The sequence below is a fragment of the Pediococcus ethanolidurans genome (assembly GCF_001437405.1).
Taxonomy (GTDB): domain Bacteria; phylum Bacillota; class Bacilli; order Lactobacillales; family Lactobacillaceae; genus Pediococcus; species Pediococcus ethanolidurans.
In genome coordinates this window covers 39,482-62,774 of sequence record NZ_JQBY01000010.1, presented here as the reverse complement: position 1 = coordinate 62,774, position 23,293 = coordinate 39,482, and the positions used below count along the sequence as shown (strand labels likewise).

General features: G+C 35.7%; 32 protein-coding genes, 1 tRNA gene, 1 pseudogene and 1 other annotated feature. Of the genes and pseudogenes, 28 read left to right on the top strand and 6 right to left on the bottom strand.

Annotated features, from left to right (window positions below; translation table 11 throughout):
- Positions 1 to 90: 90 nt before the first annotated feature.
- On the bottom strand, positions 91 to 267 hold the full coding sequence (locus IV87_RS10905; RefSeq protein ID WP_074693828.1) for a DUF3042 family protein: 177 nt from the start codon (positions 265 to 267) through the stop codon (positions 91 to 93).
- A gap of 89 nt (positions 268 to 356) precedes the next feature.
- Between IV87_RS10905 and IV87_RS05670 the strand changes: the two genes are divergently transcribed.
- The 8 genes from IV87_RS05670 (at position 357) to IV87_RS05635 (ending at position 7,733) form a co-directional block, all read left to right on the top strand.
- Positions 357 to 1,091, top strand: coding sequence for a glycerophosphodiester phosphodiesterase (locus IV87_RS05670; RefSeq protein ID WP_057806287.1), 735 nt, complete (start codon positions 357 to 359; stop codon positions 1,089 to 1,091).
- 4 nt (positions 1,092 to 1,095) lie between these two features.
- Positions 1,096 to 2,022: a tRNA (adenosine(37)-N6)-dimethylallyltransferase MiaA gene (miaA, locus tag IV87_RS05665; protein ID WP_057806285.1), complete on the top strand. Its 927-nt coding sequence runs from the start codon at positions 1,096 to 1,098 to the stop codon at positions 2,020 to 2,022.
- Positions 2,023 to 2,024: 2 nt separating this feature from the next.
- Complete coding sequence (locus IV87_RS05660) at positions 2,025 to 3,278, top strand: methionine gamma-lyase family protein (protein WP_057806283.1); 1,254 nt, start codon at positions 2,025 to 2,027, stop codon at positions 3,276 to 3,278.
- A 92-nt stretch (positions 3,279 to 3,370) separates the two neighbouring features.
- Complete coding sequence (locus IV87_RS05655; RefSeq protein ID WP_057806281.1) at positions 3,371 to 3,766, top strand: MerR family transcriptional regulator; 396 nt, start codon at positions 3,371 to 3,373, stop codon at positions 3,764 to 3,766.
- A gap of 17 nt (positions 3,767 to 3,783) precedes the next feature.
- Entirely contained in the window at positions 3,784 to 5,127 is a 1,344-nt protein-coding gene (locus IV87_RS05650; RefSeq protein ID WP_057806279.1) for a glutamine synthetase family protein, read from the top strand.
- Positions 5,128 to 5,362: 235 nt separating this feature from the next.
- Positions 5,363 to 6,241: a hypothetical protein gene (locus IV87_RS05645; protein ID WP_057806277.1), complete on the top strand. Its 879-nt coding sequence runs from the start codon at positions 5,363 to 5,365 to the stop codon at positions 6,239 to 6,241.
- Complete coding sequence (locus IV87_RS05640) at positions 6,234 to 7,175, top strand: hypothetical protein (protein ID WP_057806275.1); 942 nt, start codon at positions 6,234 to 6,236, stop codon at positions 7,173 to 7,175. The genes IV87_RS05645 and IV87_RS05640 overlap by 8 nt, the downstream gene beginning before the upstream one ends.
- A gap of 15 nt (positions 7,176 to 7,190) precedes the next feature.
- The gene (locus IV87_RS05635) at positions 7,191 to 7,733 is read left to right on the top strand and encodes a dUTPase (protein WP_236698976.1); all 543 of its coding nucleotides are present in this window, start codon (positions 7,191 to 7,193) and stop codon (positions 7,731 to 7,733) included.
- Between the two features lie 83 nt (positions 7,734 to 7,816).
- On the opposite strand, the gene IV87_RS11305 is transcribed toward IV87_RS05635, so the two are convergent.
- Both IV87_RS11305 and IV87_RS05630 read right to left on the bottom strand, forming a co-directional pair.
- Positions 7,817 to 7,945, bottom strand: coding sequence for a hypothetical protein (locus IV87_RS11305; protein ID WP_258390184.1), 129 nt, complete (start codon positions 7,943 to 7,945; stop codon positions 7,817 to 7,819).
- Between the two features lie 150 nt (positions 7,946 to 8,095).
- The gene (locus IV87_RS05630) at positions 8,096 to 8,608 is read right to left on the bottom strand and encodes a hypothetical protein (RefSeq protein ID WP_057806273.1); all 513 of its coding nucleotides are present in this window, start codon (positions 8,606 to 8,608) and stop codon (positions 8,096 to 8,098) included.
- Between the two features lie 182 nt (positions 8,609 to 8,790).
- Here IV87_RS05630 and IV87_RS05625 point away from each other — a divergent pair.
- Positions 8,791 to 8,864: transfer RNA gene (locus IV87_RS05625), tRNA-Arg, on the top strand.
- Positions 8,865 to 9,000: 136 nt separating this feature from the next.
- On the opposite strand, the gene IV87_RS11300 is transcribed toward IV87_RS05625, so the two are convergent.
- From IV87_RS11300 to IV87_RS11365, 3 genes and pseudogenes are all read right to left on the bottom strand, one after another.
- On the bottom strand, positions 9,001 to 9,126 hold the full coding sequence (locus IV87_RS11300; RefSeq protein ID WP_258390185.1) for a hypothetical protein: 126 nt from the start codon (positions 9,124 to 9,126) through the stop codon (positions 9,001 to 9,003).
- Positions 9,127 to 9,139: 13 nt separating this feature from the next.
- The gene (locus IV87_RS05620; protein ID WP_057806271.1) at positions 9,140 to 9,667 is read right to left on the bottom strand and encodes a tyrosine-type recombinase/integrase; all 528 of its coding nucleotides are present in this window, start codon (positions 9,665 to 9,667) and stop codon (positions 9,140 to 9,142) included.
- A 135-nt stretch (positions 9,668 to 9,802) separates the two neighbouring features.
- Positions 9,803 to 9,997, bottom strand: a pseudogene (locus tag IV87_RS11365) (site-specific integrase); the annotation flags it as partial.
- Positions 9,998 to 10,030: 33 nt separating this feature from the next.
- On the opposite strand from IV87_RS11365, the gene IV87_RS05615 reads away from it, so the two are divergent.
- The 19 genes from IV87_RS05615 (at position 10,031) to IV87_RS05525 (ending at position 23,292) form a co-directional block, all read left to right on the top strand.
- Positions 10,031 to 10,216: a hypothetical protein gene (locus tag IV87_RS05615; protein ID WP_147156954.1), complete on the top strand. Its 186-nt coding sequence runs from the start codon at positions 10,031 to 10,033 to the stop codon at positions 10,214 to 10,216.
- A gap of 77 nt (positions 10,217 to 10,293) precedes the next feature.
- Positions 10,294 to 10,545, top strand: a complete 252-nt coding sequence (locus IV87_RS05610; protein ID WP_057806268.1) for a hypothetical protein — start codon at positions 10,294 to 10,296, stop codon at positions 10,543 to 10,545.
- A gap of 328 nt (positions 10,546 to 10,873) precedes the next feature.
- A complete protein-coding gene (locus IV87_RS05605; RefSeq protein WP_057806266.1) occupies positions 10,874 to 11,332 on the top strand; it encodes a GNAT family N-acetyltransferase in 459 nt (152 codons plus the stop codon).
- 105 nt (positions 11,333 to 11,437) lie between these two features.
- Positions 11,438 to 12,064 carry a TetR/AcrR family transcriptional regulator gene (locus IV87_RS05600; protein ID WP_057806263.1) on the top strand — a complete coding sequence of 209 codons (627 nt, stop codon included), beginning with the start codon at positions 11,438 to 11,440 and terminating at the stop codon, positions 12,062 to 12,064.
- Between the two features lie 59 nt (positions 12,065 to 12,123).
- Positions 12,124 to 12,199, top strand: a sequence feature (ribosomal protein L21 leader region).
- A 12-nt stretch (positions 12,200 to 12,211) separates the two neighbouring features.
- The gene (gene rplU, locus IV87_RS05595; RefSeq protein ID WP_057806261.1) at positions 12,212 to 12,520 is read left to right on the top strand and encodes a 50S ribosomal protein L21; all 309 of its coding nucleotides are present in this window, start codon (positions 12,212 to 12,214) and stop codon (positions 12,518 to 12,520) included.
- A gap of 14 nt (positions 12,521 to 12,534) precedes the next feature.
- Positions 12,535 to 12,873 carry a ribosomal-processing cysteine protease Prp gene (locus IV87_RS05590; RefSeq protein WP_057806259.1) on the top strand — a complete coding sequence of 113 codons (339 nt, stop codon included), beginning with the start codon at positions 12,535 to 12,537 and terminating at the stop codon, positions 12,871 to 12,873.
- A 19-nt stretch (positions 12,874 to 12,892) separates the two neighbouring features.
- Positions 12,893 to 13,180 (top strand): 50S ribosomal protein L27, encoded by a 288-nt coding sequence (gene rpmA / locus IV87_RS05585; RefSeq protein ID WP_057772564.1) that lies wholly within the window; start codon positions 12,893 to 12,895, stop codon positions 13,178 to 13,180.
- Positions 13,181 to 13,328: 148 nt separating this feature from the next.
- Positions 13,329 to 13,886, top strand: a complete 558-nt coding sequence (efp, locus tag IV87_RS05580) for an elongation factor P (protein WP_057806257.1) — start codon at positions 13,329 to 13,331, stop codon at positions 13,884 to 13,886.
- Positions 13,887 to 13,907: 21 nt separating this feature from the next.
- The gene (locus IV87_RS05575) at positions 13,908 to 14,339 is read left to right on the top strand and encodes an Asp23/Gls24 family envelope stress response protein (protein WP_057806255.1); all 432 of its coding nucleotides are present in this window, start codon (positions 13,908 to 13,910) and stop codon (positions 14,337 to 14,339) included.
- Complete coding sequence (nusB, locus tag IV87_RS05570) at positions 14,336 to 14,743, top strand: transcription antitermination factor NusB (RefSeq protein WP_057806253.1); 408 nt, start codon at positions 14,336 to 14,338, stop codon at positions 14,741 to 14,743. Before IV87_RS05575 ends, nusB begins: the two co-directional genes overlap by 4 nt.
- Before the next feature lie 204 nt (positions 14,744 to 14,947).
- A complete protein-coding gene (folD, locus tag IV87_RS05565) occupies positions 14,948 to 15,811 on the top strand; it encodes a bifunctional methylenetetrahydrofolate dehydrogenase/methenyltetrahydrofolate cyclohydrolase FolD (RefSeq protein ID WP_057806251.1) in 864 nt (287 codons plus the stop codon).
- Positions 15,804 to 17,156 carry an exodeoxyribonuclease VII large subunit gene (gene xseA / locus IV87_RS05560; RefSeq protein WP_057806249.1) on the top strand — a complete coding sequence of 451 codons (1,353 nt, stop codon included), beginning with the start codon at positions 15,804 to 15,806 and terminating at the stop codon, positions 17,154 to 17,156. Before folD ends, xseA begins: the two co-directional genes overlap by 8 nt.
- Entirely contained in the window at positions 17,149 to 17,394 is a 246-nt protein-coding gene (locus tag IV87_RS05555; protein ID WP_057806247.1) for an exodeoxyribonuclease VII small subunit, read from the top strand. Before xseA ends, IV87_RS05555 begins: the two co-directional genes overlap by 8 nt.
- Positions 17,394 to 18,299 (top strand): polyprenyl synthetase family protein, encoded by a 906-nt coding sequence (locus IV87_RS05550; RefSeq protein ID WP_057806245.1) that lies wholly within the window; start codon positions 17,394 to 17,396, stop codon positions 18,297 to 18,299. The genes IV87_RS05555 and IV87_RS05550 overlap by 1 nt, the downstream gene beginning before the upstream one ends.
- Positions 18,296 to 19,123: a TlyA family RNA methyltransferase gene (locus IV87_RS05545; RefSeq protein WP_057806243.1), complete on the top strand. Its 828-nt coding sequence runs from the start codon at positions 18,296 to 18,298 to the stop codon at positions 19,121 to 19,123. Before IV87_RS05550 ends, IV87_RS05545 begins: the two co-directional genes overlap by 4 nt.
- 13 nt (positions 19,124 to 19,136) lie before the next feature.
- Positions 19,137 to 19,592, top strand: a complete 456-nt coding sequence (locus IV87_RS05540; RefSeq protein WP_074693829.1) for an arginine repressor — start codon at positions 19,137 to 19,139, stop codon at positions 19,590 to 19,592.
- Positions 19,593 to 19,622: 30 nt separating this feature from the next.
- Positions 19,623 to 21,311, top strand: coding sequence for a DNA repair protein RecN (recN, locus tag IV87_RS05535; protein ID WP_057806241.1), 1,689 nt, complete (start codon positions 19,623 to 19,625; stop codon positions 21,309 to 21,311).
- A 137-nt stretch (positions 21,312 to 21,448) separates the two neighbouring features.
- Positions 21,449 to 22,657 carry a betaine/proline/choline family ABC transporter ATP-binding protein gene (locus tag IV87_RS05530; RefSeq protein ID WP_057806239.1) on the top strand — a complete coding sequence of 403 codons (1,209 nt, stop codon included), beginning with the start codon at positions 21,449 to 21,451 and terminating at the stop codon, positions 22,655 to 22,657.
- On the top strand, positions 22,654 to 23,292 hold the full coding sequence (locus IV87_RS05525; protein ID WP_057806237.1) for an ABC transporter permease: 639 nt from the start codon (positions 22,654 to 22,656) through the stop codon (positions 23,290 to 23,292). Before IV87_RS05530 ends, IV87_RS05525 begins: the two co-directional genes overlap by 4 nt.
- The last annotated feature ends 1 nt before the right edge of the window (position 23,293 follow it).

The window sequence follows — 23,293 nt, the reverse complement described above, 5'->3', positions numbered from 1 at the left end:
TGAAGAGTCTTTACCTTTTTTATTTTGAAACCTTTTTAAATGGAAAAATAAAAAGGACTGAAATTTTCAGTCCTCTCAGGTATGAATAACTTAGCCATTATGTGCTGATCGTTGTTTACGCATGGCGCGTTTACGATTTTCAGCAGCACGATTTTCTTGATCTTCAATTGGTTGAACGATAATTTTGTGGAAGGTGTAGAGAGCGGCAGCAGCAGCGCCAACAACTGAGAAGCCACCAACGATAAAGCCTTTAGTAAAATTTTTCATATTTGAAACCCCTTTCCATCTTTAATTATCTTCATTATGACTTTTTTTTATAAAAATATCCAGTAAATTACGTGAACGGGAATGATTTTATGCTAACAAAAATAATTGCCCACCGTGGGAGCAAAGGAATTCGTCCAGAAAATACGCTTCCGGCATTTGAAAAAGCAATTGAAGAAGGCGCAGATGGTATTGAAACGGATGTACATATGTCTAAGGATAAGCATTTAATTATTATGCATGACGAGACTGTAGATCGTACGACAAATGGTACTGGAAGAATTTTTGATAAAACGTTGGCTGAATTGAAGCGACTTGATGCTGGTGGTTATTTTGGATATGACTATCTGGGTACACAGATTCCAACTTTGGACGAGGTTGTGCAATTATTAATCAAAAAACATTTTACCGGTCTTTTTAACTTGGAACTTAAAACAGATAAAATTCAGTATCCAGGAATCGAAGAAAGTGTTTCAGCATACATGAATCAACAAACGCTACCTTTTAAAATTATCTATTCCAGTTTTCATCCACAGTCGCTAATAAAAATGCATGCCTTAAACCCTACAGTTGAATTCGCAAGTTTATTTAAACTACAAACTAAATTTGCTCGAAAATTTTATCGGAATCAACTAGTGAAAGACTGGCATCCGGATATTCGCTGGGTGCGTGCGCATCGTTTCTTCTTACCACATGTGCAATTACGTCCATGGACGGTAAATAGTACTGAGGATATGCGTTATTGTTTTAAACGGCATTTTGATGGCATTATTACAGATTATCCAGGTCGAGCAGGAATTATTCGGCAGGCAATTCAGGGTGGTTAATGAAATGGAAAAAGTATTGGCAATTGTTGGTCCAACTGCAGTTGGTAAAACTAGTTTATCTTTAAAACTTGCTAAAAAATTTAATGGAGAAATTATCTCTGGTGATTCTATGCAAGTGTATCAAAACCTAAATATCGGAACAGCAAAAATTTCCGCCGATGAACAACAGGGAATTAAGCATCATTTGATCAATATTCGTGAAATTGATCAACGATTTTCGGTGTCTGATTTTAAAAAAGAGGCTACCGAAAAAATTCATCAAATTACTTCTGACGGGCATTTACCAATTATTGTTGGTGGAACGGGATTTTATTTGCAGGCGCTGTTAGCCGATTTATCACTTGGCAATGATCAATATGAACCAGCTGAAACTGTACGAAGCAAATGGCACAGTTATGCAAAAGAACATTCACAAGAACAGTTGTGGCAAAAGTTAAATGATGTTGATCCAAAAGCCGCAGTGAAAATTCCTGTGACAAATGAAGTTCGTGTTGTTCGAGCATTAGAAGTATTTGAAAAAACTGGTCAATTATTTTCAGAACAAAATGATGTCAACAAAGCACCTTACGATGCATTGCTAGTTGGTTTGAATACAGATCGCAGTTTGCTGTATAAACGGATTGACCAACGAGTAGACCAAATGGTTACGGACGGCTTAGAAAAAGAGGCTCATTGGTTGTATCAACGAGGTGGTGTGCAACTACCTGCTGGAAAAGGAATTGGGTATCGAGAATGGTATCCTTATTTTGAAAAACAAATTTCAAAAGAACTGGTAATTGCAAAAATTAAACAGAATTCGCGGCATTATGCAAAACGGCAACTAACGTGGTTTCGAAACAAAATGAATGTAAACTGGTTCGATATTATTCAGCGACCAGATGAAGAGAAAAAAATTATTGCAGAAGTTCAAAAATGGGTTGGAGGAAATTAAAAATGAATTGGACAGATGGTTTAAACACCAAATTAATCGAATTAGTGAAGGATGTTGATCAACAAATTGCACCTAAATTGATGGCTATTGATGAACAAGTTCTTTTTAATCAGAAAAAAGTATTAGATGCTTTTCGAAAAGAAAAAATATCTGAAGAAGAGTTAAATGGTTCAACTGGATATGGCTACGACGACACTGGTCGTGACGCTTTAGATGCGGTTTATGCTGATGTTTTTAAAACAGAGGATGCAATGGTGCGGCCTCAAATTATTTCTGGGACACATGCAATTAGTACTGCATTATGGGGGATGCTACGACCTGGTGATAAATTATTATATGTAACAGGTATGCCCTATGATACGGTTCAAGAAGTGATTGGGATAACAGGCGAGCCAAATGGCGGGTCTCTAAAAGACTTTAATATCAAATTTGACTATGCTGATCTTGATAATGAGGGCCATTTTTCAAAGAGTAATGTCAAACAAAAATTAACTGATGATGTAAAAGTAGTGGCAATTCAAAGGTCACGAGGCTATGCAACGAGAGAAAGTTTCACGGTTGCTCAGATTGCAAAAATGATTCAGTTTATTAAAAAATTGAATGCCAATGTCAAAATTTTTATTGATAACTGTTATGGAGAATTTTCTGAGATTCAGGAACCAACTGAGTTTGGTGCGGATGTCATGGCTGGTTCATTAATTAAAAATGCTGGCGGTGGCTTGGCAAAAACTGGTGGTTATATAGTTGGGAAAAAACAATTAATCAAACGAATTGGAAATCGATTAACGACACCTGGGTCAGGTAAAGACGAAGGGGCAACTTTAAACACTTTAGAAGCCATGTTTCAAGGTTTCTTCCAAGCACCTAATGTTACCGGAGAAGCCATTAAAGGGGCAATTTTTGAAAGTGCCATTTTGGAAAAATGTGGGTTAAACGTCAGTCCAAAGTGGAATGCACCAAGAACAGACTTAATTCAGACGGTTAATTTTGGCAAGCCTGAGTCAATGATTAAGTTTGCAGAAACGGTACAACATTATTCACCAATTAATTCGTATGTAGATCCGGTGCCAAGTGAAATGGGCGGTTATGACGATAAGATTATTATGGCAGCTGGTACTTTTGTTCAGGGAGCAAGTATTGAATTCTCGGCTGATGGTCCTATTCGTCCACCATACACCCTATATATTCAAGGCGGATTAACCTATGCACATGTGAAAATTGCAATTACAGAAGCAGTTTCACAATTATTTTTCTAAAATAGCGCCTCATGTTATATCTTATGACATGAGGCGTTGACTTTAACTGAGGGCATTGATAAAATGGGGTTGTTTTTGAAAGGAGGGGTGTCATGATGGAAAAACAACTCCAACGATCACGAGCAGTTTTACCAATTGGAACAGTAATGAAACTGACGACTTTGAGTGCACGACAAATCCGATATTATGAAACGCAAGGATTAATCAAACCAGCACGTAACGCTGGCAATCGTCGTCAATTTTCATTAATTGATGTTGATCGTCTGCTTGAAATTAAAGACTATCTTGACGAAGGTTTTAATATGACAGAAATCAAGCGAGTTTATGAAAAGCAGGCTAAGCGGCAAGAAAAAGAACATAAGGATTTGGAAAAACCAGTAACCGATGAAGATGTGCGTCATGCATTGCATAATGAATTTTTATCAATTGCTGGTCTAAAGCATTGGCACAGCTCAAGTTTTCCATCTGATGACCTTTCCAAAAAATAAGAATAGGAGCGATATACATGGCAAAGCAACAATTCACCAAAGATGAAATTCGCAAAATGGCAAAAGAGGAAAATGTTCGATTTTTAAGATTGATGTTTACCGATTTATTTGGAATTATTAAAAACGTTGAGGTGCCAGTTAGCCAACTAGAAAAATTATTGGATAACAAATTAATGTTTGATGGCTCTTCAATTGATGGATTTGTGCGTATTGAAGAAAGTGACATGTATCTTTATCCTGATTTATCAACCTGGATGGTATTTCCATGGGGAAACGAACACGGCAAAATTGCTCGTGTAATTTGTGAAGTTTATACACCTGATGGAAAACCATTTGAGGGTGATCCACGAAATAATTTAATTCGAGTATTGAAAGAAATGCGTGAAGCTGGCTATACAGACTTTAACATTGGACCAGAACCAGAATTTTTCTTGTTCAAATTAGATCCTGAAACTGGTAAACCAACAACTAATTTGAATGATAAGGGTAGCTATTTTGATTTAGCACCAATGGATCTTGGTGAGAATTGTCGCCGGGATATTGTTCTAGAACTTGAAAATATGGGCTTTGATGTGGAAGCATCTCATCATGAAGTTGCTCCTGGTCAACATGAAATTGATTTTAAATATGCGGACGCCTTATCAGCAGCAGACAATATTCAAACGTTCAAACTTGTTGTTAAAACAGTAGCACGCAAATATAATCTACATGCTACCTTTATGCCAAAGCCACTCGATGGCATTAATGGTTCAGGGATGCACTTAAACATGTCGCTGTTCCATAATAAGGGTAATGCTTTTTATGATGAAAAAAATGAACTTCAGCTTTCACAGGAAGCTTACTGGTTCTTGGGTGGATTATTAAAGCATGCGCGTAGTTTTACCGCTGTCTGTGATCCAATTGTTAACTCCTATAAACGATTAGTACCTGGTTTTGAAGCCCCAGTTTATGTGGCATGGTCAGGAAGCAACCGTTCACCACTAATTCGAGTACCAAGCAGTAGAGGCTTATCAACACGCCTTGAATTGCGCAGTGTGGATCCTAGTGCAAACCCATATCTCGCAATTGCGACTGTACTAGAGGCTGGTTTAGATGGTATTCGTAATAAGATTGAACCACCTAAGTCAATTGATCGTAATATCTACCGAATGGACGAAAAAGAACGTAAGGATAATCATATTGATGATTTGCCGTCAACTTTGCACAACGCCTTAAAAGCGTTTGAGGCTGACAAGGTGATGGAAAAGGCGTTAGGTTCTCATATTTATCAAAGCTTTTTGGAAGCAAAACGACTAGAATGGGCTTCATATCGTCAAGAAGTTACCCAGTGGGAACGAGATCAATATTTAGAACAATATTAAATTAATTTTTATTTTAACGATTAATTACGATGGCCATTTTTGACTCGGTAATTAATCGTTTTTTTGTTTTTTACTATATTTTGTTGGGAGTTTGCCACCTTTTTAAGTCATGACTTGATTAATCTGTTAAAATTTAGTAAGGAATAAGAAAAATCCTTTGTTGATTGCTCAGATATTTGTTACATTAGAGATAATCAATACGTAGGTTAAACTTACAAAAATAGGAGCGATACACATGAGTGATGAAAAAAACACGACTGAATCTCAAGAGCAACCAAATGCAAAATTAAAGCAGAGTCTTTCAGGCAAAATCGCGTATTTAAATGCGTTACAGGGTGCTGTTGATCAACAAAATGATCGAATGACATATGAATTGTTAGATCCTGAACGTTATCATACTGAAATTTCGAGTGCAACTGAAGCAACTAAGAGCGGTTATTTTAGTTTAGTAGATGATGTTAGAAGCCAAATAGCACATTATTTGAGTTACCAGCTAATTGATTATCTGGCTGAAATTTATCCCTTCTTTTACTACCGAGAAGTAGCAGAAGGTGAGTTTAAAATTTTGTTTGGTAACTGGTGGGATCGTCGTGAATTTGGCTATTTAGATGTTTTAAATCTAGAGTTTCAATTTGATAAAGATGAATATCAAAAATTAGCGGGGACCTTCCAATTAGATGCCAATAATAAGCATTTAAATACAGAAGAGATTGCCAAAATATCAGAAGAAAATAAACAGTTACAAACGTTACTTACTAATCAGGACCAACGTGATTCACGCAAGGCACAATTACGTGACCAATTACAAGATACTAGTTCAAACAGCTCTTTTTGGGAGAGCGGTAAGGTTAAGGAAGAACGTCAGGCACTCAAGGATGAACTAACTAAGTTAACTGAAGAAGATCAAAAAGCTATGGATGCTCGCGATACTATGAAGAATAATGAGGATCGTATTTTGGCTCTTTCAAAAGAGGATACAATCTTGAGTTATGAAAAACAAGCAATCAAACAGGCTTTTGGAAGCTTTGAATCCTTTACAAATCATTCTAAAAAATTATATTCTGACTATCTAACAAGCTTGATCGGAAAGGCAAAGGTGCGTGCTGATGAGTAATGAATCTTTAAATCCTTCAAGTCTGACCACAAATGGGCGTTTAGTTGCATATAGTGAATCACTAAAAGCTGGAATTCAACATGGCATTGAGTTTACAAAGTTATTTGATCAATTAACTGATACCAAAGATGCAGGTGAGCTCTTAGCTGCCTCAACGGCGTTGTTTGACTTTCAAATGGATACTGACTATGTGGTATACCCGCATAAATATGATGCTAACGATTACTACCTCATTTTTATGAGTCGATTATTAGAGTTGCACAATAATAAAGATGCGGTGTTACATTCTCGTGAGGACAATCTGAAAGCAGATACACTTTTTCAAACTTTTCCAAATATAGATGACTCTGAAGAATTCCATTTTGAACAACGAGAAAATCAGGATGGCGCTTTTTATGTGGAACAAAACAGTCACCAAGTTATCTTTTCTTTGAATTTGAAAGAGAAGGCCATGTACTTTAATTCGGATACAATTACTAAGCTTTTTATTACAGAGTGGAGTGGCAAATCCGATAATGAAGCTGTGACAAATGCGGTTGACTTGTTTATTCAATTTGGTAAGTATTTAGTTGCTGATTTTGGCTTTAGTGTTGACTTCAATATGTTAGATGCATCAAATTCTAAAAAGTATGTTCTTGCTAATTCCGAATTATCCGAACAGATTATGGACAAATTGTTTGTGGCTACAGCTGATAATAATTTAATGTTACAGAACATGGATACAGTTCAAGGTGCTTTTTTAGATCTCGGCAATCAGATTATTTTCAGTTTATATAAAGAGATTAATGCGGATGGTAGTGGCCACTGGGTAATCACTGTTCAGGATCCTGAAGAAAAATATTCTCTTTTTGAAATTTTCAATCAATTTGCTTTCTTAAAAAAATGGTTCTTGGATAATCTAGATGAATTACAAATTGGCTCAAAAATGTCATAGACGTAGGTGAAAAAATTGTTAAATATTCCTAAAATGTTGCAGTCATCTATTCAACTGGATAGAAGTATTGCTGCGGAAAAAGAATTAACGTTAAACTGGCCAGAACGAATTAAAAATACATTGCTCTCTTTGGATGTGGAGCTTTCTGAGGTTGCTAATACTTCTGAGTGGTTTAAGGTTTGGAAAGAGCATAAGGGGAAAAACGACGAAGGAAAAACGGTTCGTGAAACATTACTGGTTGAATACGTTGATGCCATTGATTTCTTTTTACTCTTTGCCAGTCAAAAGCAATGGGTGGAGAATGTTGATTTAACTTCGGAACAATTTAAGAAGTTAGAGACTAGTGACAGTAAATTAAATCTAACTGATACTTATTTAGCAATCAAATCGATGCTTTTCAGCAGTTCGGTTAGTAATCGACCTGATAATTTCCGGCACGCATGGCACCTATATTTAAAATTAGGAATGGTGGGATTTGGTTTTTCACCAGCGGAAATTGAAGAGGCATTTTACCAAAAAAATAAAATTAATTATCAAAGACAAGAAAATAACTATTAATAACAGATAGACAAAAAAGGAGGTCACTGATTAGTGAACTTCCTTTTTTTGTATGAATAAATAAGTTTTTAACAATTATCTAGTTAATTATTCTTGAGTGTTTTATGTTCTGAACGTGTTTGAGACTGTGGAAACAAAGAATCCCAGTCATTTATCACTTGAACACCAACTGCGAAAATAAGAATAATAAGAATGATCATCAATGGTCCCATAAAAAACGCCTCCAATCAAATTTTACATTTTCATTATGGCAATGTTACGGGAATGTTTCAACAAATATGCTCATAATTCGTTGAAACTACTTTTTTAGTGTAAAGATTAAAATAAAAAAGCCCGAGAATTTCTCGAACTTTGATGATTATCTACTGAGTATTACCCACATTATTTAATTTTTGTTGAGCCTTAGTTTCTTTAATGAATTCATTATAAATTTTTTTCCGATTAGCAGTTTGTTTGGTAATTGGTTTTACGGTTAAATGAATAGCTTTGTAAAATTCGGTACTAATCGATCCGGATAAGTCATCATCGAAACCATAATGATTTTGGTAAGCATTTTTAATAATATTTTTTATGCTCTTATTATTATCAATGAGCACATCACGCAATGCTTTTTTGTCCTGACTATTCATATTTTTACTTGCTTCTTTATCTAACTTATCAACGGCTGAATAAATATTCTCAGCGGTTTTTGGTTTCTCAGAATCAAATTTTTCTAATGCTTTAAGTAACTGATTGACGTATTTTTTGTTGGTTTGTATTTGGTTATAATTATTAGAGCTAACTACCACCGTCCCGTAAACCTTGTTTCGACTACATCCGGTTAAAAATAGTCCTAGGATGAGAAAAGGAATTAGCCAGTAAACTTTCTTTTTCATTTTTTTCAACTTCCTTCATTCTTACTATCCTTATAATACCGAAAAAGTGCCCATAATGAAAGCATTTACTTAATACTTCTCTAATTTAAGAAGATTTAAATAATAGATTACGAACTAACTTATAGAGAATTAATTTATGCGGTATTGACGAACTTTTTTTTTTACCTTATAATCAATAACGCGGACCGGTAGCTCAGCTGGATAGAGCATCCGCCTTCTAAGCGGACGGTCGTGAGTTCGAATCTCACCCGGTTCATATTAGTACGATATAGGAACTTTTTAAAAATCAGGAATGCCTTTATACCGGCGTTTCTGATTTTTTGTTATCACAAGAAAGTACTAGAAAACACTAGAAAGTAAAACTTTGGTGCACACATTGCGCACACATCGCCTTATATTTGTTGCTTGGTATTATTGGGTTTAGCAAGTTTTGCAACAAATAAATTATCAAGAGAGTGCACAATCTTATCATCATTTTTCTTTTTCGATTCTTCAATCAGATAAGCATAGACTTCCATGGTAACTCCAATATTAGAATGTCCCAGACGTTTTGAGATGGCATAGATATCTACGCCTTGAGAGAGCAAATAAGCAACGTGTGCATGTCTTAATAATAATCTTGTTTATGTTTAAAACGCTTAGAGAGCTTCTTAGGACTTTGTTTACTGCATTGGAAGAAGGAACTAATCCATTATTTCCTGCAAAGGTCAGATCACGACTTTTTCCGCCTTTAGCTTTTTTCAATTTCTTTAAAACCATAACCAGTTCATCATTGATTCTAATTTTACGAACTGATGACTCGGTTTTTGTTGGCTTAAATTCAGTAGGGTGAAAATAATCATAAGTCTTGCTAATTGAAATAATCTTGAAAGTAAAATTAATATCTTCCCATTGTAGCCCGGCAATTTCAGAAAGGCGAGCGCCAGTTAAGATGGCCGTAAAAATCATGTAGTAACTCATCTTGGTTAAATTTAATTTACTGTAAGTGTATTTGATAAGCTTTTTAATTTCTTTAACATTCAAATTCTCAACGTTACGAACTTTACTTTTATTAGCCACAAAAGTAATATTCTTGGTAAAATTTTTCTTGATGATCTCATCATAGACAGCATTATCAACACAAGACTTAATCAGATTGTTTAATCGTTTTACAGTTTTTGGCGCATGATTTTTACCGTAGCTAGAAATAAAATCTTGATAATCTTTCCTTGAAATCTTGGTAATTGAGCGATCGTTAAAATATTTTTCTAGTTGATTTTCAGTATGAACATAAGCTCTTTGTGAAGACTCACTAATCTTGGGTTTACGATAGGTTGTGTACCAATCGTCGAAATAAGCATGAAAGGGTTGTTCTAATTTTTTCTCTAATGGAGTTTTATTAACTTCTATTTCTGCTTGATTTGCATAAGTAATCCTGATTCGTTGTATAATACAGCTAAAGAAGCTAAACCAAAAGGTTCTTCGTATAATTGGAATGAACTAAATATTGATCAATATGGTTATAGTAAGCAAAGTAGCACAAAGAAACAAATCGCATTTGAACACGATTCGGTAATTGGATTGTGGGCCGATGTCACTGGTAAAAAGTATCCAACTAAGAATGGCTGACTATCTTACTGTAATGGTAAGGGTGCACATATAACACCAATGAGGCCATCATATCTTAATAAAGGAAGGTGAGAATCATGAATCCACATAATATGTCATTTCCAGAAATCTTGGATAATTTCCGTGACCGCTGGGTTACTTTTACCATGAAGGACAAATCACAACGAAAACTATATGTTGAAGAAATTGAAAATCAATTAGATGGTTGGGATGATGTAATTTTCATGGTTACCCCGCCTAAAAATGATCCGAAACTACTGGATATTTCGCTTAACGAGATCGTTTCGGCGGTACCGGGAGAGCACGAACCATTAAACACGAATATTTAAATAAGTAGAAGCTGGGAAAAAACTAGTCTTTATTTATGATTAAAGACTAGTTTTTTTCCAGCCTCTTAAATATTCATTTTAGACTTGAGTTTATGCACATTTTTGATGCACTAAATAGGAATTTTATGCAGGTCAAGAATGTTGATATAAAAACGTTCTTGTTTTTTTATACATCAAGTTAGCACCGTAAATTGGCAATATTTTGAACAAAATTTGGTTATACTTGCAAAAAATGAACGCGAAAAAAATAAAAACAATAACGTAAATGATGGCTGTTGATTTATTTGGAAGCATAGCATTATAAAAGAAATTTATAACGGAGAAAGTCATGAAAATTGCGCGAATAAAAAAGTATGAGCAAGCTCATTTTCAATTGCTCTTATTAGCCGATCCTAATCGTCACTTAATTGAGCAGTATTTGAAAAGTAGTTTTGGATTTGAAATGCTTGAAGGCGAGAACTTGATTGGATTGATAGTGCTAACACCAATAGATCAATTCAAAATTGAGTTAAAAAACTTGGCTATTGATCCAAAGTATCAACATCAAGGTTATGCACAAAAACTAATTCACTTTGTGACAGAGTATGCCGCACAAAGAAATTATCATGAAATGGTTGTTGGCACCGGTACAACCAGTTTTGTGCAACTGTATCTTTACCAAAAAATGAATTTTCGTTGTTTTGCGGTGAAAACTGACTTCTTTATAGATAATTATTCAAAGCCAATTTTTGAAAATGGGTTACAGTTACGGGATATGTTGTTGCTTCACAAAAATCTTTTAAAGTGATTCTTAGCGTAACTAGTTTTTAAAATTAGGTTTAAATTTTTGTTTTTTAAATGAAAATACCGTAGAATCAAGTTCTGAATGAATTGAAGGTTAGGAGAAGGTACATTGTCCAGTGAATTAGATCCTCGCATTATGAAAACTAAACGGCAACTTAAAGTAGCTTTGATTAAGTTGCTAACCAGTCAAAGCACACAAAGCTTAAGTATTCAACAAATAACTGAAACTGCCGAAATTACTCGGGGAACTTTTTATCTGCATTATCGGGATAAACAGGATTTTATTCAAACAATTATTAATGATTTTGTGGTGGATCTTTTTCAATCTGCATTGATAGATGGCAAAGAATCTTTAGAACCAAAAATTCAAATTTCAGAACATGTTGCGTATGTTTTTTCCTTGGAAAAAGGATTTAAATATATGGCAGATAATTATCAAACTTTTATAGTTCTTTTTGGATTAACCGGTAAGAATAATTTTGCAATGAAAGTTGAACTGGCTTTTCGTAAGCATCTACAACTTTTTTTAAAAGCCGTGAATTTAACTGAATCTCAACAAACAGCTCATTTAAAATTAAAGGCTGATTTTATTATCACTGGATTATTAGGTACCATGAAAAATTGGCTCGCTGAAGGAATAATTTATTCTCCGCACTTTATTAGTCGAAGTACGTATAATTTCATTCATGAAAAAGACAACGAAACAGTAAGCATCAGTGACTTCTTTTTTGAATAAGGAACAAGTTGACTTTTGCTTGATATTTTGATATTATTGTAACGTTGTATTTGTGGCTTCCACGGCTACAACCGCACGGCTCAAGTTTTTAAGTTCTAGTTTAGACACTTTTAGCTGGCGAGTATTAGAAATGAGGAGGTGCACACTGTGTACGCAATTATTGAAACTGGTGGCAAACAACTTAAAGTTGAAGAAGGTCAATCCGTTTTTGTTGAAAAGCTAAACGTTAAAGAAGGCGACAAGGTCACTTTTGACCAAGTTCTTTTCGTTGGTGGTGAATCAACTAAGATCGGAACACCAATCGTTGAAGGCGCGACTGTTAATGGAACTGTTGAAAAACAAGGCAAAGACAAGAAAGTAACTACTTTCAAGTATAAAGCTAAGAAGAACCAACATTCTAAAAAGGGTCATCGTCAACCATATACAAAAATTACGATTGATGCTATTAATGCTTAATTTGGAGATTTTCAATGATTAAAGTAACTATTAAGCTAAGTGCACAAACAGGTGTTGAACAGTTTGAAATGATTGGTCATGCCGATTCTGGCCCTTATGGACAAGATATTGTTTGTGCAGCTGCTTCAGTGCTAGCAATTAATACAATTAATAGTGTTGAACAGATTGCTGACGTAAAACCTGAAACGAGAATGGACGAGGACAACGGTGGTTTATTAACTGCTAAGTTTCCGAAAGTTTCAAATCGTGATCAGCTTTTACAAATGCAAGCGATCTTAAAAAGCTTTGTTATTGGAATGCAAGATGTTGCTCGAAATTATTCGCAATTTATAAAAATAAACATTCAGAATTAATATTCGGAGGTGTAAAGCTATGTTAATGAATTTACAATTCTTCAGTCACCATAAAGGTGGTGGTTCCACTTCTAATGGTCGTGATTCAGCAGGTCGTCGTCTTGGTACAAAACGTGCTGATGGTCAACCAGTTAAAGGTGGCATGATCATCTACCGTCAACGTGGAACTCATATTTATCCAGGAACAAATGTTGGTCGTGGAAATGATGATACGTTATTTGCATTAACTGATGGTGTTGTCCGTTTTGAACGTAAGGGACGTGACAAACGTCAAGTTTCTGTTTATCCCGCAGCAGATGCAGAATAGTTTTAATGTGTGGAGCCAGAACATTTAAGTTGTTCTGGTTCTTTTTTTGTCAAATCACTTTAAAATATAGGTAACTCTTTTAACTTAGCTTGCTTTTAACCTACTGATATTGCTATAGTTAGGTGTAAAGAATTTTGGAGGTAAAAAAATGATTTCAACTTCAGATTTTAAAAATGGATTAACCATCCAAGTAGATGGTGGTATTTGGCGTATTGTAGAATTTCAACATGTGAAACCTGGTAAGGGTAGCGCTTTTGTACGAACGAAGCTAAAGAATTTACGAACTGATGCGGTTCAAGAAAAAACATTTCGTGCCGGCGAAAAAATGGAACAGGCCAACATTGAAACCAAAAAAATGCAATATTTGTATAATGATGGTGACAATTTTGTGTTTATGGATAATAAGACTTACGAACAATTAGAGGTTCCAGCAGACAATCTTTCTGCGGAAAAGGACTATTTAGTTGAAAATATGGAAGTCAGTGTCATTATGTTTGGTGACGAAACATTAGGTGTTGATTTACCTAATACAGTTAATCTAAAAGTGACTGATACCGAACCAGGTATTCGTGGCGATACTGCTACTGGTGGGTCTAAACCAGCAACATTGGAAACTGGATTGATTGTACAGGTACCTTTCTTTGTTAATCAGGATGATGTCCTTATTATTAATACGACCGATGGAACTTATGTTTCTCGAGCTTAGTTTTAACAGGAGGTTTATAAAATGGCAGAAGATAAATATTTAGCACTGGCGGAACATAAACCAACGCTTGGAGAAATTAAAATTGCTCCTGAGGTGGTTTCAATCATTACTGGAATTTCTGTTGAAGAGGTTAAGGGCGTTCACTTGAGCAGCAGTGGCTTAAGTGAAAGTGTAACTTCATTTTTAACGAGAAATACAAAAAGTCAGGGTGTTAAGCTTGGCTTAAATGAAGGCAAATTGCGTGTTGACGTATATGTTTATCTTGATTATGGTACTTCTGTTCCTGAAATTGCGAAAAAAATTCAAAGTAAAGTTAACCAGCAACTTTTATTTATGACCGAACTTGAAGTAACTGAAGTCAATATTCATGTGGAAGGCATTATTCCGGCCAAAACAACATCAACAGTTGATCCAGATGATATTTTTGCGGAAAATGATGGTGAAGAAAAGTGAGTTTAAATCGACACCAAATTCGTGAAGCTGCGTTTCAGGTCTTATTTGCTCTGAGTAGCAACGCAGAAGCCTCACATGAAGATCTATATCATCAGGTTTTAGAAAGCTACCATGATGCTTCAGAAGACGTTCCAGCGTATCTGAGTCAAATTGTTGACGGTGTTTTGGACCACCAAGCGGAGTTAGATGAAGAAATCAGTAAATATTTAAAAAAGACTTGGTCAGTTGAACGCTTGGCAAGAACAGATCATCTCATTTTACAAATTGCTTTTTTTGAAATTAATTACGTTGAAGACGTTCCAAACAAAGTTGCAATTAACGAAGCGCTTGAATTGGCAAAAAAATTTGCTGATGAAACGGCTAAAAACTTTATTAATGGTGTTCTTTCCAGCAAATTAGGTTAAAGCTAGTTTGAAGCTAAGAGTGCTTGATCGGTTTTGATTTTAGTAACAATGGGTCGTTTACTTGAAGAATCAGAATATAAAGTTTTGTCTTTTAAAATATATTTAATTAAACCAGAAAAAACAAATTTTTTCTGGTTTTTTCGTATTTTCTATTATGCTAAACTATATGAGTAACCAATCACAAATATGAGAGAGGTAAATTTTATGGCAACTATTATGGATGGAAAAGCTCTTGCAGCTGAAATTGATATGAGAACGGCAAATAGAATTCAACGATTAGCTGATCAAGGGATTACTCCTGGATTAGTTGTCATTTTGGTTGGTAAGGATCCGGCAAGCCAAATTTATGTTCGTAATAAAGAACGACGTGCAAAAAAGCTTGGTATTCATTCTATTGTGCGTAATCTTCCGGAAACGATTTCCGAAAAGGAACTTATTAAAATTATTCAAGAATATAATGAAGATCCAACCGTTCATGCAATTTTGGTGCAGCTTCCATTACCTGAACAAATTAACGAATTTCACGTCACAATGGCCATTTCGCCAACTAAGGATGTGGATGGATTTAATCCATTTAATTTAGGTAAGTTATTAATAAACAAGACTGATCAAACGCCAATTGCTTGTACACCACAAGGAATTATGTCGTTTTTCAAAAAATATCAAATCAATTTAGACGGCAAAAAAGCTGTCATGGTGGGGAGAAGTACGATAGTAGGTAAACCGATGGCGGCTCTTTTAACGAATGCTAATGCAACGGTAACGATTGCACATAGTCATACTCATCATCTGTCGGAATTAACCAGAGAAGCTGATATTCTCATTGTGGCCATTGGTGTGGCACATTATATTAAAGCAGAAGACGTCAAACCAGGTGCAGTTGTAATTGATGTTGGCATGGATCGTGATAGTAACGGCAAATTGGTTGGTGATGTTGATTTTGAGTCGGTTGAAAAAAAGGCTTCATATATTACACCCGTACCCAAAGGAGTTGGTCCAATGACAATTACTACCTTAATTTCACAAACGGTTACAATGGCGGAATGGAGTAGTGAAAAAAATGGATAAGGAAAATTATCTAACGGTAACTGCTTTAACACAATATATAAAACGTAAATTTGATGTAGATCCTTACTTAGGTCGCGTTTATTTGGTAGGAGAGATTTCGAATCTTCGAATAAGACCACACGCACATCAATACTTTAGTTTAAAAGATGATCACGCAAAGATAAATGCTATTATGTTTCGCTCTGCTTTTGAAAAGGTGAAATTTACTCCTGAAACTGGAATGAAAGTGCTAGTTACTGGACGATTATCAGTCTACGAAGCAAATGGTAGTTATCAAATTTATATTGATAGTATGCAGCCTGATGGCGTGGGAGCACTTTATCAAGCCTATGAACAATTAAAAAAGAAATTGAGCACAGAGGGTTTGTTTACGGCTCCTAAGCAAACCTTGGTTCGATTTCCAAAGCGAATTGCAGTGATTACTAGTCCATCCGGGGCGGTTATACGTGACATCATTACCACAACGCGCCGTCGGTTTCCCATTGCACAATTGGTGCTGTTTCCAGCACAGGTCCAAGGCAATGAAGCAGCTAAAGAAATTACGAATCGTATTCAACAGGTAAATGAACTTGGTAGTTTTGATACCATTATTTTGGGCCGCGGTGGCGGTTCAATTGAAGATTTGTGGCCTTTTAATGAAGAACAAGTTGCGAGAGCAATTTTTGCTAGCAAAATTCCTATTATTTCTTCGGTTGGTCATGAAACAGATACAACAATTGCCGATTTGGTTGCAGACGTTCGTGCTGCAACGCCAACAGCGGCGGCTGAACTAGCGACACCGGTTTTAAGTGAGGAAATTGTCTATTTATCTCAACGAAGAACGCGTATTTTTAACGCTTTCATGAATCTTTTGAAGAAACAACGACAAAGTTTAAATCGATTAAATCAATCGTATGTTTTTCAAGATCCACGTCGATTATATGAGGGCTATGTACAAAATATTGATTATTTGAATGATAAATTAGTGCAAAGTATGACTACCAATTTGAACCGATATCGAAATCAGCTGAGTGAAACGCAACAGGCGTTAATTCTGAAATCACCGGCAAATCGAATTCAACAAGAAAAACAAACGATAGATAATCTCCAGCGACGAATGATCAGAGGAATTCAAATGATTTTTGTTACGAAATCTAATGAATTACAGCATACGGTTGCTGCGCTGGATTATTTAAGTCCGCTAAAGATCATGGGACGAGGTTATAGTTATGTGACTGAGCAGGGGCGTGTTGTAAAAAAAGTTGCTGAATTACAAACTGATGCGAAAATAAAATTACATTTAAGTGATGGAACGGCACAGGCAAAAATTACTGAAATTGAACATGGAGGACTCGAAAATGACTGAAAAACCAACTTTTGAAGAAAATTTAAAATCTTTGGATGATATCGTCACAAATCTGGAAAAAGGCGATGTACCTTTGGAAAAAGCTTTAAATGAATTTAAACGTGGCGTTGTTTTAAGCAAGGACCTGCAAGATACTTTACAAAACGCAGAGAAAACGTTGACAAAAATGATGGACGAGAATGGTCAAGAAGTTCCATTTGAATCTCAAAACGATTCAACTAAGGATACACAAAAGTAATGATTAAAAATAAAGTAACTTTGAACTTTATTCAAAAGTATACACCGATTTTAAATGATTTTTTGAAAACAAGCTTACCTACTAGTATCACAAATTCGCAGTTAAGTGCGTCTATGCAGTATTCTGTGTTTGCCGGTGGGAAACGGCTAAGACCATTATTACTATTGGCAATGGTGAAAACAACTGAAACTAAAGTGAATTTGAACACTGTACAAGTGGCGGCATCGTTGGAATTGCTGCACACATATTCCTTAATTCATGATGATTTACCGGCTATGGATAATGATGATTTACGAAGAGGCGTACCAACGAATCATAAAAAATATGGTGAAGCATTGGCAATTTTGGCTGGTGATGGTTTGTTAACATTGGCTTTTGAATGGTTGGCAACAACTAAGTATAATTCTCAAATTACAAGCCAATTAACACAAGCACTGGCTCATGCTGCTGGCCCAGCAGGAATGGTTGCCGGTCAAGCTAGTGATGTGTTGGGTGAAAAGGAACAATTAACTTTCGAGCAATTAAAAAAATTGCATAAACAAAAGACGGGTGCCTTGATCACGTATACTGCTGAAGCCGCTGGGATTATTACAAACAGTGATTCAGAAACTCAAAAGAATTTAAAGATGTTTGCTGAAAATTTTGGCTTGGCTTTTCAAATATTTGATGATTTGGAAGATGTTTTAGGAACTGAAAAGATGATGGGAAAAGCAGTGCATAAAGATGCTGGTGAACATAAGAATACGTATCCAGGAATTCGTGGCCTGGCACAAACTAAAAGAGATTTAATTCAGTGTGTGTCTAATTGTCAAAGTGCATTAATCAAGCTTCAAGATAGTGGTGTTTCAATAGAGCTACTACAAGGATTCTTAGAGTATTTTCAATTAAACGAGGAAGAAAAATGAAAAAAGAACGAGTAGATGTGCTATTAGTATCACAAGGATTATTTGATACACGTGAACAGGCAAAGCGGGCTGTCATGGCCGGTGAAATTCTTGGAGAAAATGAAGAACGATTGGATAAACCAGGTAGTAAGATTCCAATTGATACTGAACTTCATTTTAAAGGAAAACGAATGCCATATGTTAGTCGTGGTGGTCTAAAGCTCGAAAAAGCTCTGAAGGTTTTTGATATAAGTGTTCAAGACAAGATAGTATTGGATATTGGTTCTTCCACGGGTGGTTTTACAGATGTCATGTTGCAGAATGGGGCACGTTTAAGCTATGCCCTGGATGTTGGCACGAATCAACTGGTTTGGAAATTGCGTGAAGACTCACGTGTTGTTGTGATGGAAAATACAAATTTTAGATATTCTAAATTAGCTGATTTTACGCATGGACAACCGGAATTTGCATCGATTGATGTTTCTTTTATTTCATTGAAATTGATTTTACCGGCACTGAAAGATATTATTAAGCCTAATGGTAGTGTGGTTGCCCTTATTAAACCCCAATTTGAAGCTGGTAAGGACAAGGTGGGTAAGCATGGAATTATTCATGATCCTAAGACGCACGAAGAAGTTTTAAAAAATACGCTCCAGATGGCGGTTGAAAATGGGTATAATGTTGTTGGACTTGATTTTTCACCGATAAAGGGTGGAGAAGGTAATATTGAATTCTTGACGCATTTAGTTGCCACAGATGATGTTGCTCAAATTGCTAAAAATGTTTCAATTACAAAGACGTTGGACGCCGCCTACGCTCAACTAAATCACTCAAAAGAAAAATAAGAGGTCGATTTGAATGAAAAAAAGTGAACGCCAAAAGCATATTCAAGAAATTCTCTTAAAAAATGATGTTCAAAAACAAGAAGATTTAGTTACGTTTTTACGTGAAAGTGGTATTGAGGTGACTCAAGCAACTGTTTCGCGTGATATTCGTGATATGCAATTAGTTAAACTTCCTTCCAAAAACGGTGGCTATCATTATGCTTTACCACCAAAAAAAGATGAAAATATTAAATTAAAACTGGCAAACACCCTTCAACAATCAATGAAAAAACTAACCAGTAGTGCCACTTTCATTTTTTTGTCTGTTCAACCTGGGAGTGGTCCGGCAATCGCGAGTTTGTTAAATCAACTGAATAGTACGGATATTTTAGGAGCTATTAGTGATGACGGTTCTGTCCTTGTTGTAACAACAAGTGTTGAAGGAGTGGCCAATCTTAAACAGTTAATTTCGGACATGTTGGCAAATTAATGGTCTATTTAAATGTGTTGAGGTGAAAACATGCTGCAAGAATTATCAATTCGAAATTTTGCAATTATTGAAAAACTAAATATTGAATTTAATTCAGGAATGACCGTGTTAACTGGTGAAACTGGAGCGGGAAAATCAATTATTATTGATGCAGTTGGTTTATTAGCTGGAGGAAGAGGTTCAGTTGATTTTATTCGTAAAGGTGCTAAAAAAGCTGTTTTACAGGGAATGTTTAGCATGGATAAAAATCCGGATACTTTAGCTTTGTTAAACCAGTATGGAATTGATCACTCAGATCCAACTTTGATTTTACAAAGAGAAATTCAAATGAGTGGTCGAAATGTTTGTCGAATTAATGGTTCACTTGTGAATACCACCATTTTAAAACAAATTGGTGAAACATTGATTGACATTCATGGACAAAACGAACATCAAGAATTGATGCAACCAGATAAGCATTTGGGAATGTTGGACGAATTTGCGCGTAACGAAGTTAAACCACTTTTAAAACAATATCAAGAAGAATACGAACGTTACCAAGCATTAAAGAAGAAATTTGATCGAAAAAAAGCAAATGAAAAAGAATGGGCACAAAGAGTTGATATGCTGCGTTTCCAAGCTAAGGAAATTGAAGACGCAAATCTTCAAGTAGGTGAGGAGGAACAACTCAATTCACAAAAAGAGTTACTTGAAAATTTTCAAAAAATTAGTACCGCTCTACAAACAGCTCAGTTGGCTTTAGAAAATGAAGAATCTGCCGGAGCCATTGACACGACTGGAGAGGCCATGAATGCTTTAAGAGATATTGAGGATATTGATGATAAGTACAAGAATATCTCGAATATTGTTTCTTCAGCCTATTATCAATTACAGGATGCTACGAATGATATCAGTGGTGAACTTGATAATATGGAGTGGGATGAAGGCAAGTTAGACCAGGTAGAGAAACGGTTAGAAGACATCTATCAATTAAAAAAGAAATATGGTGATAATATTAAACAGATTCTTGCATATGATCAAAAAGTTTCTGATGAGCTTCATAGTATGATTGATTCAGAGTCTGATGAGGGTCAAATGGAAGAAAAACTTGAAAAATTACAAGAATCACTCAAAAAAACTGCAATAACGTTATCACAAACACGAAAAGAAGCAGCCAAACATCTGAAAATTGCCGTTCATGAGCAATTACAACAACTCTATATGGATAAGGCAGAATTCGAAGTGCATTTTTCTCAGACAGATGACTTAAAATTTAAGCCAACCGGAATAGATAATGTAGAGTTTTATTTACGGACGAATCCTGGTGAAACAATGGGACCTTTATCCAGAATTGCTTCTGGTGGAGAACTTTCGCGAATTATGCTGGCGTTAAAAACTATTTTTGCTAAGTCACAAGGAGTAACGAGCATCATTTTTGATGAGGTTGATACAGGAGTTAGTGGACGTGTTGCACAAGCAATTGCAGAAAAAATTAAACTAATTGCAGGTTATTCACAAGTGCTTTGTATTACACATCTACCTCAAGTTGCCGCAGAAGCCGATCATCAATTCTTTGTTTCGAAGGTTATTAAGGATGGAAGAACTGAAACGAAATTAAACGATTTAGATACAGATGGACGTGTACAAGAATTGGCACGAATGTTAGCTGGAAGTACCGTCACAAAGTTAAGTATTCAACATGCAAAAGAGCTTCTTAAGATGGCCCACACGACCTCTTAAAGGCTCTTTTTTAGTTTCTACTTTTTTCTGAATAATTGAAATTTTAATCTTGTAAATATTCATAACGTTTGCAGAATGGGGGCAATGTAGGATACCATGAACTTAGTCGTACTTAAAAAAGAATGGAGTTGACGTACGTGTTTTTAGAGATGAAACATCTTTCTAAGATTTATGGAGGAAATAAAGCCGTTGATGACTTTAATCTCAATGTCGAAAAAGGTGAGTTTATTTGCTTTATTGGGACATCTGGTTCTGGGAAAACAACCACCATGCGCATGATTAACCGAATGTTAAATCCTTCTGAAGGATCCATCAAGTTAGAAGGAGAAGACGTCCTAAAGGCTGATCCAGTAAAGCTACGCCGTAGAATTGGTTATGTTATTCAAAATATTGGTTTAATGCCACACATGACGATTAGGGACAATATTACAATTGTCCCTAAATTGCTTAAGTGGTCTGAAGAAAAACGTAATGAACGTGCTAAAGAAATGATTAAAATGGTTGAACTACCTGAAGATTATCTAGATCGATACCCTTCGGAGTTATCTGGAGGACAACAACAACGAATCGGTGTTGTTAGAGCATTGGCAGCCGATCAGGATCTAATTTTAATGGATGAACCGTTTGGTGCTTTGGATCCAATTACGCGTGAGTCACTGCAGGATTTTGTGAAGGATTTGCAGGAACGTTTAGGGAAAACGCTTGTTTTTGTGACCCATGATATGGATGAGGCTTTAAAACTAGCTACTCGAATTGTGGTAATGAGTCATGGAAAAATGGTTCAGGTTGCAACTCCTGATGAAATATTACGGCATCCGGCTAATGAATTTGTTGAAAATCTAATTGGAAAAGATCGTTTAATACAGGCTAAACCAAGCATCACAACAGTTGGTCAGGTTATGTATAACAACGCTGTATCGATTACACCAGGAAGATCTTTAAAAGAGGCTTTAAAATTGATGCACGAAAAGCGTGTTGATACTTTACTTGTTACGGACGATTCTGGTGTACTAAAGGGTTATGTAGATATTGAGCAGATTGACTACAACTACAACACAGCAACAAGTGTTGATGACGTGATGACGCGTAAGGTATTTTATGTAAATGAAAATTCTATTATTCGTGATACAGTTGAAAGAATTTTAAAACGCGGATACAAAAACGTTCCGGTTGTTGATAAAGACAAGAAATTGGTTGGTATTGTGACGCGTGCTTCGTTAGTTGACATTGTTTATGATGCATTGTGGGGTGATTCAGACACAACTACGCATCCAGCAAAGGACAAAGCCAAGTCAAGTACTACTGATCAAGACAAAGTAGTAAAGGCGGGTGACGATAAATCGTGATTACCTTTATTCAAACATATGGTGGCCAATTACTCTATAAGATTTGGCAACACATTTATATCTCAGGAATTGCATTAGGTTTGGGCGTAATTATTGCAGTTCCACTGGGTGTATTATTAACGCGTTTAAAGAAAGCTTCTGTTGTCATTATTGAAATAGCAAGTGTTTTACAGACTATTCCTGCTTTGGCATTATTAGCAATGATGATTCCTATTTTTGGAATTGGAGCGGTTCCGGCTATTGTGGCGCTATTCATATATTCGTTATTACCAATTCTAAGAAATACATTCTTAGGACTTAATGGTGTGGACCCTAGCTTGAGGGATGCTGCTAAGGGAATGGGAATGACTAATCTTCAGTCAATCATCAAAGTTGAGCTTCCTATGGCTGTACCGGTAATTATGAGTGGTATTCGTTTGTCTGCAACTTATGTGATTGCATGGACAGCATTGGCTTCCTATATAGGGGCTGGCGGACTTGGTGATTTTATCTTTAATGGTCTGAATCTGTATCGAACAGATTTGATTTTAGGAGGATCAATTCCAGTGATTTTACTTGCTTTGCTGGTTGATTGGTTATTAGGTAAGTTGGAAACTTGGTTGACCCCTAGAACAACAAGTAATGTAAGGCCATAGA

Excerpts from the sequence above, each read along its gene's own strand:
- IV87_RS05555 (WP_057806247.1), top strand. The coding sequence starts at position 17,149 with ATGACTGAAAAACCAACTTTTGAAGAAAATTTAAAATCTTTGGATGAT.
- IV87_RS05660 (WP_057806283.1), top strand. The coding sequence starts at position 2,025 with ATGAATTGGACAGATGGTTTAAACACCAAATTAATCGAATTAGTGAAG.
- IV87_RS05590 (WP_057806259.1), top strand. The coding sequence starts at position 12,535 with ATGATTAAAGTAACTATTAAGCTAAGTGCACAAACAGGTGTTGAACAG.
- IV87_RS05645 (WP_057806277.1), top strand. The coding sequence starts at position 5,363 with ATGAGTGATGAAAAAAACACGACTGAATCTCAAGAGCAACCAAATGCA.
- IV87_RS05630 (WP_057806273.1), bottom strand. The coding sequence starts at position 8,608 with ATGAAAAAGAAAGTTTACTGGCTAATTCCTTTTCTCATCCTAGGACTA.
- recN (WP_057806241.1), top strand. The coding sequence starts at position 19,623 with ATGCTGCAAGAATTATCAATTCGAAATTTTGCAATTATTGAAAAACTA.
- IV87_RS10905 (WP_074693828.1), bottom strand. The coding sequence starts at position 267 with ATGAAAAATTTTACTAAAGGCTTTATCGTTGGTGGCTTCTCAGTTGTT.
- IV87_RS05605 (WP_057806266.1), top strand. The coding sequence starts at position 10,874 with ATGAAAATTGCGCGAATAAAAAAGTATGAGCAAGCTCATTTTCAATTG.
- IV87_RS11305 (WP_258390184.1), bottom strand. The coding sequence starts at position 7,945 with ATGGGACCATTGATGATCATTCTTATTATTCTTATTTTCGCAGTTGGT.
- IV87_RS05655 (WP_057806281.1), top strand. The coding sequence starts at position 3,371 with ATGATGGAAAAACAACTCCAACGATCACGAGCAGTTTTACCAATTGGA.
- IV87_RS05640 (WP_057806275.1), top strand. The coding sequence starts at position 6,234 with ATGAGTAATGAATCTTTAAATCCTTCAAGTCTGACCACAAATGGGCGT.
- IV87_RS05545 (WP_057806243.1), top strand. The coding sequence starts at position 18,296 with ATGAAAAAAGAACGAGTAGATGTGCTATTAGTATCACAAGGATTATTT.
- folD (WP_057806251.1), top strand. The coding sequence starts at position 14,948 with ATGGCAACTATTATGGATGGAAAAGCTCTTGCAGCTGAAATTGATATG.
- IV87_RS05575 (WP_057806255.1), top strand. The coding sequence starts at position 13,908 with ATGGCAGAAGATAAATATTTAGCACTGGCGGAACATAAACCAACGCTT.
- IV87_RS11300 (WP_258390185.1), bottom strand. The coding sequence starts at position 9,126 with ATGGAAGTCTATGCTTATCTGATTGAAGAATCGAAAAAGAAAAATGAT.
- IV87_RS05650 (WP_057806279.1), top strand. The coding sequence starts at position 3,784 with ATGGCAAAGCAACAATTCACCAAAGATGAAATTCGCAAAATGGCAAAA.
- efp (WP_057806257.1), top strand. The coding sequence starts at position 13,329 with ATGATTTCAACTTCAGATTTTAAAAATGGATTAACCATCCAAGTAGAT.
- rpmA (WP_057772564.1), top strand. The coding sequence starts at position 12,893 with ATGTTAATGAATTTACAATTCTTCAGTCACCATAAAGGTGGTGGTTCC.
- IV87_RS05670 (WP_057806287.1), top strand. The coding sequence starts at position 357 with ATGCTAACAAAAATAATTGCCCACCGTGGGAGCAAAGGAATTCGTCCA.
- IV87_RS05540 (WP_074693829.1), top strand. The coding sequence starts at position 19,137 with ATGAAAAAAAGTGAACGCCAAAAGCATATTCAAGAAATTCTCTTAAAA.
- miaA (WP_057806285.1), top strand. The coding sequence starts at position 1,096 with ATGGAAAAAGTATTGGCAATTGTTGGTCCAACTGCAGTTGGTAAAACT.
- xseA (WP_057806249.1), top strand. The coding sequence starts at position 15,804 with ATGGATAAGGAAAATTATCTAACGGTAACTGCTTTAACACAATATATA.
- IV87_RS05550 (WP_057806245.1), top strand. The coding sequence starts at position 17,394 with ATGATTAAAAATAAAGTAACTTTGAACTTTATTCAAAAGTATACACCG.
- IV87_RS05610 (WP_057806268.1), top strand. The coding sequence starts at position 10,294 with ATGAATCCACATAATATGTCATTTCCAGAAATCTTGGATAATTTCCGT.